The 14,018-nt window shown below is 61.1% G+C and carries 13 protein-coding genes; 6 read left to right on the forward strand and 7 right to left on the reverse strand.

The features are described from left to right. Nucleotides 1-31: 31 nt before the first annotated feature. A complete protein-coding gene (locus ACSQ20_RS16585; protein WP_436021814.1) occupies nucleotides 32-547 on the reverse strand; it encodes a thioesterase family protein in 516 nt (171 codons plus the stop codon). Nucleotides 548-763: 216 nt separating this feature from the next. Between ACSQ20_RS16585 and ACSQ20_RS16590 the strand changes: the two genes are divergently transcribed. The 3 genes from ACSQ20_RS16590 to ACSQ20_RS16600 are packed head-to-tail and all read left to right on the forward strand — an operon-like array spanning nucleotide 764 to nucleotide 2,772. Then, nucleotides 764-1,306, forward strand: coding sequence for a hypothetical protein (locus ACSQ20_RS16590; RefSeq protein ID WP_436021816.1), 543 nt, complete (start codon nucleotides 764-766; stop codon nucleotides 1,304-1,306). Further along, nucleotides 1,303-2,166: a Kiwa anti-phage protein KwaB-like domain-containing protein gene (locus ACSQ20_RS16595; RefSeq protein WP_436021818.1), complete on the forward strand. Its 864-nt coding sequence runs from the start codon at nucleotides 1,303-1,305 to the stop codon at nucleotides 2,164-2,166. The genes ACSQ20_RS16590 and ACSQ20_RS16595 overlap by 4 nt, the downstream gene beginning before the upstream one ends. A gap of 30 nt (nucleotides 2,167-2,196) precedes the next feature. Next, a complete protein-coding gene (locus tag ACSQ20_RS16600) occupies nucleotides 2,197-2,772 on the forward strand; it encodes a flavin reductase family protein (protein WP_436021820.1) in 576 nt (191 codons plus the stop codon). Here the strand turns inward: ACSQ20_RS16600 and ACSQ20_RS16605 are convergent. The 5 genes from ACSQ20_RS16605 to ACSQ20_RS16625 all read right to left on the reverse strand — a co-directional run bounded on the left by ACSQ20_RS16605 (nucleotide 2,753) and on the right by ACSQ20_RS16625 (nucleotide 7,211). Then, a complete protein-coding gene (locus ACSQ20_RS16605; RefSeq protein WP_436021822.1) occupies nucleotides 2,753-4,012 on the reverse strand; it encodes a hypothetical protein in 1,260 nt (419 codons plus the stop codon). The two genes, ACSQ20_RS16600 and ACSQ20_RS16605, sit on opposite strands and share 20 nt — an antisense overlap. A gap of 356 nt (nucleotides 4,013-4,368) precedes the next feature. After that, nucleotides 4,369-5,319 (reverse strand): diguanylate cyclase, encoded by a 951-nt coding sequence (locus ACSQ20_RS16610; protein ID WP_436021824.1) that lies wholly within the window; start codon nucleotides 5,317-5,319, stop codon nucleotides 4,369-4,371. A gap of 17 nt (nucleotides 5,320-5,336) precedes the next feature. Continuing rightward, nucleotides 5,337-5,978 carry a chemotaxis protein CheC gene (locus tag ACSQ20_RS16615; protein WP_436021826.1) on the reverse strand — a complete coding sequence of 214 codons (642 nt, stop codon included), beginning with the start codon at nucleotides 5,976-5,978 and terminating at the stop codon, nucleotides 5,337-5,339. After that, on the reverse strand, nucleotides 5,971-6,339 hold the full coding sequence (locus ACSQ20_RS16620) for a response regulator (protein WP_436023182.1): 369 nt from the start codon (nucleotides 6,337-6,339) through the stop codon (nucleotides 5,971-5,973). Before ACSQ20_RS16620 ends, ACSQ20_RS16615 begins: the two co-directional genes overlap by 8 nt. A gap of 212 nt (nucleotides 6,340-6,551) precedes the next feature. Further along, nucleotides 6,552-7,211 (reverse strand): hydroxypyruvate isomerase family protein, encoded by a 660-nt coding sequence (locus tag ACSQ20_RS16625; protein ID WP_436021828.1) that lies wholly within the window; start codon nucleotides 7,209-7,211, stop codon nucleotides 6,552-6,554. Between the two features lie 885 nt (nucleotides 7,212-8,096). On the opposite strand from ACSQ20_RS16625, the gene ACSQ20_RS16630 reads away from it, so the two are divergent. From ACSQ20_RS16630 to ACSQ20_RS16640, 3 genes are all read left to right on the forward strand, one after another. After that, nucleotides 8,097-8,507, forward strand: a complete 411-nt coding sequence (locus ACSQ20_RS16630; RefSeq protein ID WP_436021830.1) for a GlcG/HbpS family heme-binding protein — start codon at nucleotides 8,097-8,099, stop codon at nucleotides 8,505-8,507. Between the two features lie 67 nt (nucleotides 8,508-8,574). Further along, nucleotides 8,575-10,794 (forward strand): malate synthase G, encoded by a 2,220-nt coding sequence (locus ACSQ20_RS16635; RefSeq protein WP_436023184.1) that lies wholly within the window; start codon nucleotides 8,575-8,577, stop codon nucleotides 10,792-10,794. A 53-nt stretch (nucleotides 10,795-10,847) separates the two neighbouring features. Continuing rightward, complete coding sequence (locus ACSQ20_RS16640) at nucleotides 10,848-12,494, forward strand: L-lactate permease (RefSeq protein ID WP_436021832.1); 1,647 nt, start codon at nucleotides 10,848-10,850, stop codon at nucleotides 12,492-12,494. A gap of 42 nt (nucleotides 12,495-12,536) precedes the next feature. On the opposite strand, the gene ACSQ20_RS16645 is transcribed toward ACSQ20_RS16640, so the two are convergent. Next, nucleotides 12,537-13,937, reverse strand: coding sequence for a hypothetical protein (locus tag ACSQ20_RS16645; protein WP_436021834.1), 1,401 nt, complete (start codon nucleotides 13,935-13,937; stop codon nucleotides 12,537-12,539). Between the last annotated feature and the right edge of the window lie 81 nt (nucleotides 13,938-14,018).

Below are 14,018 nucleotides of genomic sequence, written 5' to 3' on the forward strand. Positions count from 1 at the left end.
GCGCCACTGCACCACTGGCACCGGCACGACGTCAGGTCGCCACAAGACTCGGCGTTCGCGTCGCCGGCTGCATTACCTCCGCATTCGCGTCGACATCCCCGCTCGGATCGGCTGACCGTGGCAGCGTGCAGCCGGGCAGCGCCACCACCCGCGCACGCGGCATATCAACGGGCGGACGCGCCCTGATTTCAAACGTCATCTGACCGTCACATAACGTGCGTTCGTGATCCATGACACGCACCTCGAACGTCGCTTTGCGCTCGCCGATGCGCACGACCCAACCCGTCATGCGCAGCGGCACGCCGACGGGCAACGATGCATGACGACGAACATCGATAGATGTGCCGATCACTGTTTCGCATGCATCGTCGATCTGATGCTGCATCTCGCGCAGGCAAGCGTTTTGCATAGCCGCAATGAGGTAGCCTGCGGCAAGCGCCTCCCCCGTGCCCGCTGCACGCAGGAGGCCGAATTCGCCGGAAAAATCGCGCCGCGGTATCGTGTGATGCTCGTCGAACCAACTTTCGCTGATGCCCTGTTCGTTCATGCGCACTCTCCCGATGAGGCAAACGGACCGTGCTGTCGGTCCGTGTACCAAACAACATAGCAACGAACGTCGAACGCGCGCCGCTGCGTTCCGTAGCCGCTACTTGGCCCCTTTTGCACGGCTACGGAACGCGGCAAACGCACGCACTGTCCAAAACGAGACAAGCGCCGCGCACCAAGCTACGCTCGACCGGTCCGCTTAACTTGCGATAACGCCATGCTCAGCCGGCTCGTCCGCGTTTTGCTCGCACTGACCGCCATCGCTCCGTTGTCGGTGTCGCTGGCCTTTCAATTCGCCCGGTCGCGGAACTACGAATGGGCAGTGCTCGCTTTCTCGCTCTGCCTGGGCCTGGGGCTGCTCGCGCGAACGATCATCGGTGTCGCGAGCGCACGCCTTGAAACCCTGCAGATCGACATCGTCAAAGCCAAGAGTGCCGATAAAGAGGTCATCGGATTTTTTGTCGCTTATGCGCTTCCAATGATCTTTCATGGGCAAGCGTCTTCGCCCGATCTGACCGCGTGGCTTTTTGCGGCGGCCATGCTGCTATTCGTTCTATGGGGCACGCAAAGCATGCAGGTCAATCCGGTGCTCGGTGTGCTTGGATTTCACTTTTACGAAGTGGATACCGGCGGCGGCGTGACTTATCTGATGATCACGAGACGACGTATCAATAACGTGTTGACGATCGGCCAGGTCGTTCAACTGAGCGAATTCGGCCTCCTTGAGGCAAGCAGGGAAAAACAAGGCAGCGACCGATGAACCTGTTCGCCCTCTCGCGCGGCCGTGACGTTCAAATCCTGCATTTGCCGTTGACGGCCGAATTGCAGCAAGAAATTGCCGCCGCCTTTGCGGACCAACTACGAGCCTTCGAAGCAGGCATCGAAGTCACGCTCGAATTCAACGGCGAATATGTGCCGGAGGAGGATGAGGCGCTCGAAATCCGCGACTTTCGCGATGTCGACGGCATCATGGATGCAATCGAACGCCCGATGCAGGTGCGATGGTTCGATCCCGATCGACACGCCCTCGAAGACGTCAAGGCACTGTTCTTCGGCCACCAGCACGAAGGCCGGCACGCGGCGCTGATTCAAAGGTTCGAGAAACGCCGGCTTATCTCGAGAAAGACGCTCTCGATACTGTTTTCCGGCGATACGTTCCAACGCATCCGGGACGATGGCGTGACGCTCGATAATCAGCTTTTGGCGATTCTCGAAAACGGGACGTTGAAATTCAAAAGCTTTCATTTCCTGCGCCGCGTCTTCGACCTTTCCGAACATTATCGAGAGGCAACCAATGCGGAGATCGAGGCGTTTGCGATGCACGACAAGATCGCGGTTGGGAATGTGCAGGACTTCGTGGCATCGGCGGGGCCGCTCATCCGCAAAAAGATTGCGTTCATCGCGCACTCCGGCATTCTCGAGGCGCACACCAGCGGGCAAATCGCGCAGGCTGCTCAGCAGTTCGGCGTGCGAATCGACATCGACGACGAAGATCGCATCGTATTGCCGACGGATAAGCCCGCTTTGCGAAAACTTTTAAAATTTCTGGATGAGGATTACTACGAGTCGCCGTTATCAAAAACCCGCTTCGTATCGAGTTCAAAACGGCGCGCCGATTGAAACGATCCTAAGCAATCCTAAGCAATCGCAATGACCCACTTTCGCCCCGTCGCGCTCGACCATGCCAGCCGCCTCATCAACCACGGCCCCACCGTGCTCGTGACGAGCACAGACGGCACGCGGCGCAACATCATGGCCGCGGCGTGGTCGATGCCGGTAGAGTTCACACCGCCGCGTATCGCCATCGTCATCGACAAACACACGCTGACCCGCGAACTGATGACCGCGAGCGGCGTCTTCGGTGTGTGCATTCCATGCGCGGCGTCGCTCGACCTCGCCTATGCCCTCGGCAATTGCAGCGGCAAAGTCATCGACAAATTCGCGCGATACGGCATCGTATCCGTCGCCGGTGATGCACTCGGTGTGCCGCTGATCGAAGCGCCATGCGTGGCATGGATGGAGTGCAAGCTGATTCGCGAGCCGCACTCCGAAGACGCCTACGACACCTGCTTCGGCGAAGTCGTACGCGCCGCAGCCGATGCGCGCGTCTTCAACGAGGGGCATTGGCAGTTCGACGACTCGAATACCGCTCTCCACACGATCCATCATCTCGGCGCCGGCAATTTCGTGCGAGCATCCGGCATCATCAAGGCTTCGCCGCTTTAGCCTTCGCCGCCTCGGCGGCTCGGGATGCGATGTCGTCTTCGTAGTCGATCGGCATGATCGCCTCATCGCCTATCATTGCCGCCATCGACACCTGCATGCGCCGGTGAGCTTGTGTCAGCGGGTCAGCAAGCCCGCGCTCCATTGCGCCGATCAACAACGCCAAGCCGGCACGGTCGTGTTCTCCTAATGCAGAGTCCGCGAGCCGAGCCCTGCCGCGTTCCATCAGGTTCACGCTGGCCGCACGCGCGCCGATCTCGACCAGTGCTAGGTGAGTCAAGCCATTGTTGGCTTCGAACGCTTCATAAGCGGCGTTGCCGCCAGCCATCATCGCGCGATGACCGGGCCCTTGCGTCGGATAGCGATCGAAAATCGCGCCGATTTTCGGGAGCGGCCACTCAGTGTCATCTATCGCGCCTTGCTCGCGCAGCCACTGCGTTTGTGCGAGCCATGGCGCATGCCAGTCTGCATTGCCGATCGATAGATAGAAATCCGGCGCGACCATGTCGGCCGATCGAGCGGGCGCGATGTCTGCGAGCGGTGTCCGGTCGCGCTCCGCATGTTCGGCGGAAAGCAGCGAGGTACGAATGTAACGCTCGAGAAAAGAGCGCGCCGTGCACACGATTTCGGCTTGATCGACGACGGCCATCATTTTGCACAGCATGACGATTGCCGCGGCCTCGTCGCGCTTGATCTGTCCTTCGGCTACGGCTTCGGCGAGCATTTCGTGCCATTTGGCGCCCTCGCGCTCGAGCGGGTGATGCGCAGTGGCCGCGGTCAATACTTTTGCCACCGCGTACTCGAATGCGTCGAAATACGCGCTTCGCGCCAGATGCTCGTAGTCGTTCAACGTAGCAGGCACAAAGGGCGGCGTCGCGATGTCGCGAAAGCGATGCGCGTCATGTCGAAAGCCCACTGCGCAATAAAAATCGTCGCTCAAGCTTGCGAGTCGTCCCGGCAGCGCGCCGTGCTCATCGTTGTACGCTCTGACATTCGCACCGAGCCCGCGCCCGACGCCAGCGAAATGGCGGTCGTCGTGCTGGAAGCCCGGGCCCTTGTAATTGAACAGATCCATCAAGTACTGCGTTCCGCGAGCGCCCTGAGGCGGAAACCACGTCGCCCAGTCGTGAGGGGTCGTGGTCTTGCGGCCGGTCGGTTCGAGCGGTGGGTAGGTAATCGAGGCGAATGAGGCGTACGTCGACGGCAACGCCATGCTCCCGCGCTTGGTGATGACCCACGGCATTTCTCCCGGCGCGTAATTGAATACAGCGCGCCGCTCGAGCGAGCCCGCGCTCGGTCGAAGCGGGTCAAGTCCGTTGCGCGCGAACGCGGAAAGTGGCCCCGCCTGCGATTGACGTGAGGGGCGCGAATCCCGCGACGCAGACCGCTCGTGACTCGCGACAGGAGGTTGTTCGGCTGGCGGCTCGCCGCTCGGACACCGGTTCACAGCATCCATATTCGAGGCAATAGCAACAAGGATTGAGATCTTCCGATGCTAACGCAGCATGCCCCATGCCGATGCGCGGCCTCGCGAAGCAGCGAGGCCGGGTGCGAAATACTGGCCAGACATTTCGACGGCAACAACGCGAGCGAATCGAATCACGCGTGGACGGCTGTGATGCACACCCGGTTGCGGCCACTTCGCTTGGCGTCGTAAAGCGCATGATCGGCTTCGCCGACCAACCAATCGGCGTCATCGACCCCTTCAAAGATGGTCGCACCGCCCACACTCACCGTGATGCGCAGCGTCGCGTTCGGCAATATCAGCGAATCGTTTTCGACGGCCAGCCGAATTTTCTCGCCAACGGTACGTGCGCCCGACATCGGGCAACCGGGCAGAATCACGATAAATTCCTCGCCGCCGAAGCGGCCGAGCATGTCGGCTGCACGCAGTTGCGAAGCGACGGTTTTCGCCACGTTCTGCAACACCGCATCGCCCACCGGATGACCGTGCGTATCGTTGACGTGCTTGAAGTGGTCGATATCCAGCAGCAGGACCGAAAACGGTTCGCCACGCTGCAACCACGCGCCGTATTCGGTCGCGAGCCGCTGCGTGATATAGCGCCGGTTGAAGAGGCCGGTCAATGCATCACGATGTGATGAATCACGTAATGCGTCGAGCGCCCGCTCCTTTTCTTGCCATGCAGCGGCCAGCTCGGTGACGTCCGCAATCGTTACACATACCGCGACGACCTCGCCGTTCTCGATCAGCGGCATGAACGCGCAGTCTTGCCGCATGTGATCGAACGATCCGGTGATCGGGCAATCGTGCTCGAAAGGCAGCAGCCAGGGACGGTGCTGCCACGACGAGAACGACCCGCTATGCAGCAGAAAAACGGTATCGAACTTGCGCTTGAGCCACGCGTGGGGAAGATCAGGAAAGCATTCGAAGACGCTTTGTCCGCATACCGCATCCGCGGCCAGCCCGCTGTGCTCGGACATGAAGCGATTCCAAAGCACGATGCGGTAATTCTTGTCGACCGCAAAGATGCCGAGCTGCACGCGTTCCAGCGCAAGCTCGCTCAAGCGGGCGGTACTCGGCGTTTCCATCTACTGCCCCACAAACATCAAAGGTTCGCGAGGAAGCCGTCGAGCGCTGCGACGAGCGCTTCGACGGCGCTCGCCGTCATCAGCGTCAACAAATGCGAACCGAAGACACCGTCTTCGGTCTGCAGGGTGACTTCAAGCAATAGGGCTCGGTCCCATGGCAGCTTCGAGGGATGAAGCACATCCCCGAGATCGAGATGCACGCCCATCACGCGCGGCGGCGTGAAGGTCGGCACTTGCCCGATCTGTTCGAACAGGCCCGTCAAGCATGCGCCGGCTACCAGGTTCGCGACGTCCGACAGCGCTTCGATATCGTTCGCATCACCCGCCTCGCCGTCGTCGCCGCTCGGCGCGGGCTCGGCTTCGTCGGAACGAAAGACGAACTTCATATGCGCCGCGCTGCGGCTGTCGAACAGAGAGATGGCCTCGCCCGCGACATCGCACCGGAAACTCTGCCGTAACGCCGTCACCGGCTCGGTAAAGTCGAGCATGTCGCGCACGGCTGAAGGCAATGACTCGGTGTCGACCATCCTGATGCGAGGCACAGACAGATGGATGAACCGGCCGAGCAGAGACGCCAGGCGCGCGCCGGCCTGCCCCATTCCGATGTTCGCGATTTCCTGCAGCGCGTCGCGCCGATCCTCGCTTAGAATCTCATTCATACAGTCCGTACTCTTTCAGAACGGGCAACAACTTTTCGTGCGTCACCGGCTTTGCAATGAATGCAACGGCACCGAGCTCTTTCACGCGCTTTTGCGCTTCGGGTTGAATATCGGCCGAAACGACAATAATGAAACTATCGAGCCCTTCGGCGCGAACGGCTTCGAGCACATCGAAGCCGGTCATGCCGGGCATCGTCAGATCAAGAAACATCACCGATGCCCGCCCCGCGCGGTAAGCGTTGAGCGCATCCGCGCCGTTGGTGGCTTGGGAGACGTCCACATCCCATTCCTCGGGCAACGCGTTGATCAGCAGCCGGCGGGCGAGGGTCGAGTCGTCCACCACAAGTACAGGCAATCCCATGTGTGCAATTCCTTCGTGACTACAGGCAATATCGGCTGGAATTAATAAATTCTGAAGTGCTGGATAACCCCGACGAATAGCGTCGATAAAAAGCCCGCAAACGGTTGCGTAGGATTGGGTATAGGTGAATTTACCCTGCCCTATTTTTATTTGGCTGCGCAGATATCGATATTGATGCAGGTCAAAACAGTACTTTTTCCATTCGTTACTCCTTACTTGTTGCGCGATGTGTAAGGCGCAAACCATCCGAGCCCGGCCGAGGTGGCACCATGCGGCCGGTACTCGCAGCCGACCCAACCGTCGTAGCTCAGCTTGTCGACGAGTGCAAAGAGGTAGGGATAGTTGAGCTCGTCGAGATGCGGCTCATGCCGCTCGGGCACGCCCGCGATCTGAATGTGGCCAATGCCGGCGATATCGCGCGCGAGCTCGGTCGCCACATCGCCCTCGACGATCTGGCAGTGATAGCAGTCGAACTGCACCTTCAGGTTTGGCGCGCCGAGTTCGCGGCAAATCGCCTGCGCGTCGTCCTGGCGGTTCAGGAAATAGCCGGACATGTCGCGCGTATTGATGGGCTCGATGACAATCGTGACGCCGGCCGAACGCGCCGCTTGCGCTGCATACGCCAGGTTGCGCAAATAGACATCGCGATGGCGCGCGCGGTTCTCGCTTGGCGCTACGAGCCCTGCCATCACGTGCACGTTCCGGTTGCCCAGCACGGCCGCATACTCGAGCGCCAAATCGACACCGCGCGCGAATTCGTAGGGAAACAGGCATTCGACCGCCTCGAAGCCGTCCTTCGCCGCCGGGGCGAACCGTTCGATAAACGCGTACTCGTTATACATCGTGGTCAGGTTAGCGGCAAAGCGCGGCATGGCAGGTTCCTTTTCTCTCTTACGTCGACAAACACCTGCGTGCGCGTAGCTTGATCATTTCGATTGCTCGAATTGGCCGCAAATTTGCACGCGTTTCGGCCAATTGATTTCGCACTCCCTGCTCTACACTGATTTCCATGGAGCGAGACATTGGCTCCATCCACACGCTCCCCTCGTGTGGCCGTTTTGACAGTACCTGAAGGCTGGTGAGTTGTACTCGAAGCAAGCAGTTGTTTGACTTGACGCAGTCGCAGTCGCAGTACGCAGCGCGCAGCACGTTTCATGCAGGTCGCAGTAAGCAGCATGCAGTACGCAGTGGATACCAGTTACAAGTCGTTAGTAGTACGAAGTAGTTTTGCGAAGTTGGCAGTATGCATGAGTCATAAGTCGTCGGACAGAGAGCGGCTAGGGCGATCGCCATGCACGCCCGCAGCCGCCGGCAACAGGGGTGTAGTCGTAGTTGCAAGTTGGATTGTGCAAGTGGTTCAGGCCGCTGAAGCCGGAAACGGTGGAAGCGGCCTTTGTTCGTCGGGTTTGACACCTGCGTGCATATAAAAGTCGCTCGATGAAGGCGGCGTCTTATCAGAAACGAATTGACCCATCCTCGGTGGCATTGCTCTATAAAGCAATGCGGGCATGGGTGGCCCATCGATCCTGAGCCGAAAATCTCAAGGCCCTTCTTCTGTACGAACTGGGGCATACGAGCCGCAATGCCGCTCGGCTTCTTGTCGCCCTGCACTCGATTTGAAGCTGGCGCATTTTCTGCGCGCAGATCGTCGTACTCACGCGTTGTCCTCTTGTCGGCCCTAATCGCGATACATTGTCCACACACGGTGTGTTCTTCGCCCGTTTGGCACCAACCATACAGACAGAGAGAAAACGATCATGAACATGAAACCGGTACTCGGCCTGGCCGAAATCGACGACATCCTCGCTGCCGCGCGCAATGAGGCTCAACGCCACGGCTGGGCGGTCAGCATTGCGCTTGTTGACGACGGCGGCCATCCGCTCGGCTTTGTCCGGCTTGACGGCGCATCGCCCGGCAGCGCCTATCTCGCGATCGAAAAAGCGCGCACCGCGGCACTCGGGCGGCGCGAATCGAAAGCTTATGAGGATATGATCAACGGCGGACGCGTCGCGTTTCTCAGCGCGCCGCTCACCGCTACGCTCGAAGGCGGTGTGCCCGTTGTCGCCAACGGCCAGTGTGTGGGCGCGCTCGGCGTATCGGGCGTGAAATCCGAGCAGGATGCGCTCGTCGCCAAAGCCGGCGCCGCACGCGTCGCGTCCGCGTCATGAGCGCCACGAAAGCCACCTGAGCCCCCCTCAACGAAAAGCGAATCGCCGCCAACCCATCATGAATAATCTGACCGACCACCACGGGCTGCGCGTTGCCGCAGCGCTTAGCCGTTTCATCGAAGACGAAGCGATGCCCGGCACCGGCATCGATGCAGCGACCTTCTGGCATGGCTTTTCCGCACTCGTGCACGACCTGGCCCCCCAAAACCGGGCGTTGCTGGCCGAGCGCGATCGGCTGCAAGCCGCGCTTGACGAATGGCATCGCGCGCACCCGGGCCCAGTGCGCGATCTCGCCGCTTATCGCGCGTTTCTCGAGCAAATCGGCTACCTGGTGCCGCCGCCCGCTCGCTTTCAAATCACAACGCGCGACGTCGATCAGGAAATATCCGAACAAGCGGGCCCGCAACTCGTCGTGCCGCTGTCCAATGCCCGTTATGCGCTCAACGCCGCCAATGCGCGCTGGGGCAGCCTCTATGACGCGCTTTACGGCACCGACGCGCTGCCCGTCGACGAAGACGGCGCAGGCAAAAGCGCAGGCAACGCCGACGGCGCCTCACCCGGCGGCGGCTATGACCCGGTGCGCGGCGCGCGCGTGATCGATTACGCGCGAGCGTTCCTCGATCACGTGGCGCCGCTCGCGAGCGGCTCGCACCGCGACGCGACACGCTACGCAGTGCACGGCGGTCAATTGCGTGTCGAGACGGCGAACGGCGAAACCGGACTGGCCGCGCCGGCGCAATTCGCCGGCTTCCAAGGCGAGCCCGACGCACCCGCGGCCATCCTGATCAAGCACAACGGGCTGCATATCGAAATTCAGATCGACGCGAATGCGCCTATCGGCCGCACCGATGTCGCCCACGTAAAAGACGTACTGCTCGAAGCGGCCGTCACGACGATCATCGACTGCGAAGACTCGGTCGCTGCCGTCGACGCCGAAGACAAGGTCCTGCTGTATCGCAACTGGCTGGGCCTGATGCAAGGCACGTTGACCGAAACCGTCGCAAAGGGCGGCTCGACCTTCGTACGCCGTCTGAACGACGATCGCCGCTATCGCGCGCCCGACGGCGCAACGCTGACGCTGCACGGCCGCTCGCTGCTGTTCGTGCGCAATGTCGGCCATCTGATGACGAACAGTGCGGTGCTCGATCGCGACGGAAACGAGATTCCCGAAGGCATACTCGACGCGGTGGTAACGACGCTGTGCGCGCTGCACGACCGCAATCGCAAATTGAACTCGCGCACGGGCTCGATCTACATCGTCAAGCCAAAGATGCATGGGCCCGCCGAAGTTGCGTTCGCCAATACGCTCTTCGAGCGCGTGGAGGATCTCTTTGCCTTGCCACGTCACACGATCAAGATGGGCATCATGGACGAGGAACGCCGCACCAGCATGAACCTTGCGGCCTGCATCGCGGCGGCGCGCGGCCGCGTGGCGTTCATCAACACGGGCTTTCTCGACCGCACCGGCGACGAGATCCATTCGTCGATGGAAGCCGGCCCGATGCTGCGCAAAGGCGATATGAAGCACTCGGCGTGGATCAGTGCCTACGAGCGGCACAACGTGCTGGTCGGTATTGCGTGCGGGCTGCGCGGCCGGGCACAGATCGGCAAAGGCATGTGGGCGATGCCCGATCTGATGCATGCGATGCTCGAGCAAAAAGCCGCACAATTGCGCGCTGGTGCCAACACCGCCTGGGTGCCCTCGCCCAGTGCCGCGACGCTGCATGCGTTGCACTATCATGAAGTCGATGTGCAAGCCGTTCAGCAATCGCTCGAGCAAGACGTCGACTACGCGAGCGAACGCGACGCACTGCTCGGCGGGCTGTTGACGGTGCCGGTCGTCAGCGCGGAAGATAAAGCCCGCTGGTCCAATGACGACATTCGTAATGAAGTCGAAAATAACGCGCAAGGCATTCTCGGTTATGTGGTGCGCTGGATCGACCAAGGTGTGGGCTGCTCGAAGGTGCCCGATATTCACAACGTCGGTCTGATGGAAGACCGCGCGACGCTGCGTATCTCGAGCCAGCACATCGCGAATTGGCTTCATCACCGTGTGCTCACACAAGCGTTCGTCGACGAGACGTTCCGGCGTATGGCCGTCGTGGTCGATCAACAAAATGCGGGCGATCCGAACTATCGCCCGATGGCGCCGGACTATTCAGCGTCGTTTGCATTTCGTGCTGCATGCGCGCTGGCGTTTAACGGCCGCGAGCAGCCAAATGGGTATACCGAGCCGCTGTTGCACCGCTTCCGGCTCGAGTTCAAGGAGGCACAGCGTTCAACCTAGCAGACAAACGTTCGTTTTAAAAAAGTAAAAGCCCACTGAGGAGACAAAAAAAAATGAATCCAAGCATGGCCCTACCGTCTGGAACCGTGTTCGCCCAGCCGCTGACGCCGGTCGGAAATTCGCTCTTGCTGTCCTTCCTGGTTGCCGTCGTGCCTATCGCCGTCGCGCTCGTCATGCTCGGCATCTTGCGACGCCCCGCGTGGCAAGCCTCGCTCGCCGGGCTCCTCGCGGGCATCGCCATTGCCATCGGCGTATGGGGCATGCCGGCACCGCTGGCCTTCGACGCAGTCGGCGCCGGCATGGCGCTCGCCGTGTTCCCGGTCATGTGGATCGTCTTCAACGCGCTGCTGCTCTATAACATCGCGCTCAAATCGGGCCGCTTCGATCAGTTCCGACAATGGATGCTGGATCATCTGCCCGACGATCGGCGGCTCGTGCTGCTGGTCGTCGCGTTCTCATTCGGCTGCCTGCTCGAAGGCATCTCGGGCTTCGGCACCCCCGTTGCTATCACGAGCGCGCTTCTGATCGCGCTTGGCTTTCCAGCGATCGAAGCACTCACATTCACGCTGATCTTCAATACGGCCCCCGTGGCATTCGGCGCGCTCGGCGTGCCCATTACCGTGCTCGGCGCCGTCACGGGATTGCACCCGGAGACACTCGGCGCGATGGTCGGGCGGCAGTTGCCGTTCTTCGCGTTATTGCTGCCGTTTTATGTCGTCGGCATGTATGGCGGCTGGCGTTCGATCGGCAAGCTGTGGCCCGCCCTGCTGGTTTCCGGCGGCAGCTTCGCCATCGCACAGTTCGTCACGTCCAACTATCTCGGCTACCAACTCACCGATGTGTTCTCGTCATTGTCGTCGCTGGCCGTGACGATTGCCTTTCTGAAGGTCTGGAAACCCGCGCCCGATCCGCAGTTCGCCATTACGCGCACCGGTGCGAACGCTGCGCTGTCGGGTCAAGGCAAGGTGGGCTGGGGCGGCTGGATGCCGTGGCTCGTCGTGTCGGTCGTCGTCATCTTCTGGGTGCACGCGAACATCGCCATGACCGGTGACGTCAAGATCAAATGGCCCGGCCTGCATAACGCGGTTTATATGACGCTTTATCACAAGCCGTATGCCGCGATCTGGGACTTTCAGCCGCTCGGCACCGGTACCGCGATCCTGCTGTCAGCCGTCGTGACCGCCATCTGGACGCGGCTTTCCATCGGCGCGTTCTTCGCCTGCATCGTCGATACGTGGCGTCAAACACGCATCGCCATCGCGACGGTGATGATGATCGTCGGCCTCGCCTACTTGCTCAATTATTCCGGTATCAGCTACACGCTCGGCACGGGCGTCGCATCGACGGGCGTGTTGTTCCCGCTGGTCTCGGCCACGCTCGGTTGGATCGCCGTATTCCTGTCGGGCAGCGATACATCAGGCAACGCGCTCTTTGGCAACCTGCAGGTCGTCGCCGCCCGTCAACTCGGCCTCGATCCGGTGCTGATGGCGGCAACGAACTCGTCGGGCGGTGTCATGGGCAAAATGATTTCGCCGCAAAACATCGCGACAGGTGTGTCGACGACCGATCTCAAGGGGCAGGAAGGCGTAGTCTTCGCGCGCACGTTCTGGCACAGCGTGTTCCTCACGCTGTTGCTCGGCGTGCTCGTGTTCCTGCAGCAACATGTGCTGACATGGATGATTCCGGCATTGCCGAAGTGACGCCCGCGTGAAGCGGGAGAAATCGAGAACCCGCGCGGCCCGCTAACGCGCCTCCCGCGCTTGCTCGATCAGATGCGCGACGAGCGCATCGGCGACCTGCTCGGCGGCGGGAACCTGAGGTTGGGTCGCAGTCGCCGAAAGCGGGCTGCGCAACACACTGCCGTCCATCCTGAGCAACGGCACGCCCGTGGTGTCGACAACCGCGCTGACGTGTCGACGGTGCGCCGTGCTCATCGAACTTACTTCGTCGATGACAGCGAATCGCGGCAGCACAGAGGTCACCTCGGTGACCATCGACATCGATTCGCCCGGCACGTGCACGTGCCCCGCATTCGGGCCCGCTGTTCTGAACGCGTTGATCATCGGCGCGTAGGCGCTCGGAAGGCGGCCGAACTGGAAATCGAAGAGCTCGACCTTGGCGCCCTGTTCTTGGCCGAGCTCGTCGACGAAAGCCTGCGTCACGCTATCGACTTCTCCGGTGCGATGCGGATTGGGCGAACGCTCCACACCGTGTTGATCGAACTTCCCGGTTCTCGGGCCATTCGTGACAACGAACAGGCACGAGCGGCGTCCGGTGCATTCGAATGCCGCGATGGATCGCGCCAGGCGGCGCGCATCGGATTCCGAGAAAAACTGGTTGCGCCCAACTTCGTCGGGCGCATCGCCGCCGAGTATCACGGCCACCGTGTCGGCATCGATCTTCGGGAGCGGCTTGTATCCACGCGCCTGATACTCCGTAACATGGCGTGCGATTTCATCGTCGGTGAGGCTATGAGCGACGCCGGACACCAACACAAGTTTCGTCTTGCGACCGAGCGCACGTTGCTCGGCTGCGGTCACCCCCGATTCGGGGAGCGCCGTGAGCGCCGGCAGCCGCTGCGCAGTGCCAAGGTCAGTGGATAATTGATGGCCGCTGAATACGGTCGTGAAGCCGGGCTCGCTCGGCATGTTGCCAAGCGCAGGCGCCAAACCGTCGCCCGACCCAGACAGTACGAATACGACTCGCTCGTATGCCCCGTCGCGCAACCGCTCGAGCCATGTCCGGCACGCCGCCTCCAACTGCTTGATTTTGTCCGCTGACGATTCGCCCTCGATTTCCAACTTTTCAATTTCGATTTTTTCCGGGTCGGCCAGTCTTGCTTGAGTCAGGGCTCGTTTTGCCGCGTCGGCGATCGCGGTGCTCTGACTGCCGTCACCGACCTTGCCGGCCGGCCACGCCGAAACGACCTTGATACGTCCATGCGTGCCAGACGCCGGGTCCGGTCGATCGGAAAGCGCCGATGGATCTGCGCGACGCCGCGCGCTTCTCTCGGGAAGTGCGCTTAAAAGAGCGCCTGGCGTGCGCGCTCCGGCTGCCCTGGCATCGGCTGCTAGCCGCCCGAGCCTTTGTTCGGAGTTTGCACGCGCCGTCGAGACGAGAGACGTGGTTAAAGGGACAAACATCGGCTTCTCTCTCATAAGTGGAATGGCCCGATGCTATGTCGACAAACACATGCGCTCATCGACGCCGCGAACGAGAGAATG

The organism is Trinickia sp. LjRoot230 (genome assembly GCF_964253315.1).
In the GTDB taxonomy this organism is placed as follows: Bacteria; Pseudomonadota; Gammaproteobacteria; order Burkholderiales; family Burkholderiaceae; genus Trinickia.

Coding starts and splice junctions, on each gene's coding strand:
- ACSQ20_RS16585 (WP_436021814.1), bottom strand. CDS start 547: ATGAACGAACAGGGCATCAGCGAAAGTTGGTTCGACGAGCATCACACG.
- ACSQ20_RS16590 (WP_436021816.1), top strand. CDS start 764: ATGCTCAGCCGGCTCGTCCGCGTTTTGCTCGCACTGACCGCCATCGCT.
- ACSQ20_RS16595 (WP_436021818.1), top strand. CDS start 1,303: ATGAACCTGTTCGCCCTCTCGCGCGGCCGTGACGTTCAAATCCTGCAT.
- ACSQ20_RS16600 (WP_436021820.1), top strand. CDS start 2,197: ATGACCCACTTTCGCCCCGTCGCGCTCGACCATGCCAGCCGCCTCATC.
- ACSQ20_RS16605 (WP_436021822.1), bottom strand. CDS start 4,012: ATGCCGTGGGTCATCACCAAGCGCGGGAGCATGGCGTTGCCGTCGACG.
- ACSQ20_RS16610 (WP_436021824.1), bottom strand. CDS start 5,319: ATGGAAACGCCGAGTACCGCCCGCTTGAGCGAGCTTGCGCTGGAACGC.
- ACSQ20_RS16615 (WP_436021826.1), bottom strand. CDS start 5,978: ATGAATGAGATTCTAAGCGAGGATCGGCGCGACGCGCTGCAGGAAATC.
- ACSQ20_RS16620 (WP_436023182.1), bottom strand. CDS start 6,339: ATGGGATTGCCTGTACTTGTGGTGGACGACTCGACCCTCGCCCGCCGG.
- ACSQ20_RS16625 (WP_436021828.1), bottom strand. CDS start 7,211: ATGCCGCGCTTTGCCGCTAACCTGACCACGATGTATAACGAGTACGCG.
- ACSQ20_RS16630 (WP_436021830.1), top strand. CDS start 8,097: ATGAACATGAAACCGGTACTCGGCCTGGCCGAAATCGACGACATCCTC.
- ACSQ20_RS16640 (WP_436021832.1), top strand. CDS start 10,848: ATGAATCCAAGCATGGCCCTACCGTCTGGAACCGTGTTCGCCCAGCCG.
- ACSQ20_RS16645 (WP_436021834.1), bottom strand. CDS start 13,937: ATGTTTGTCCCTTTAACCACGTCTCTCGTCTCGACGGCGCGTGCAAAC.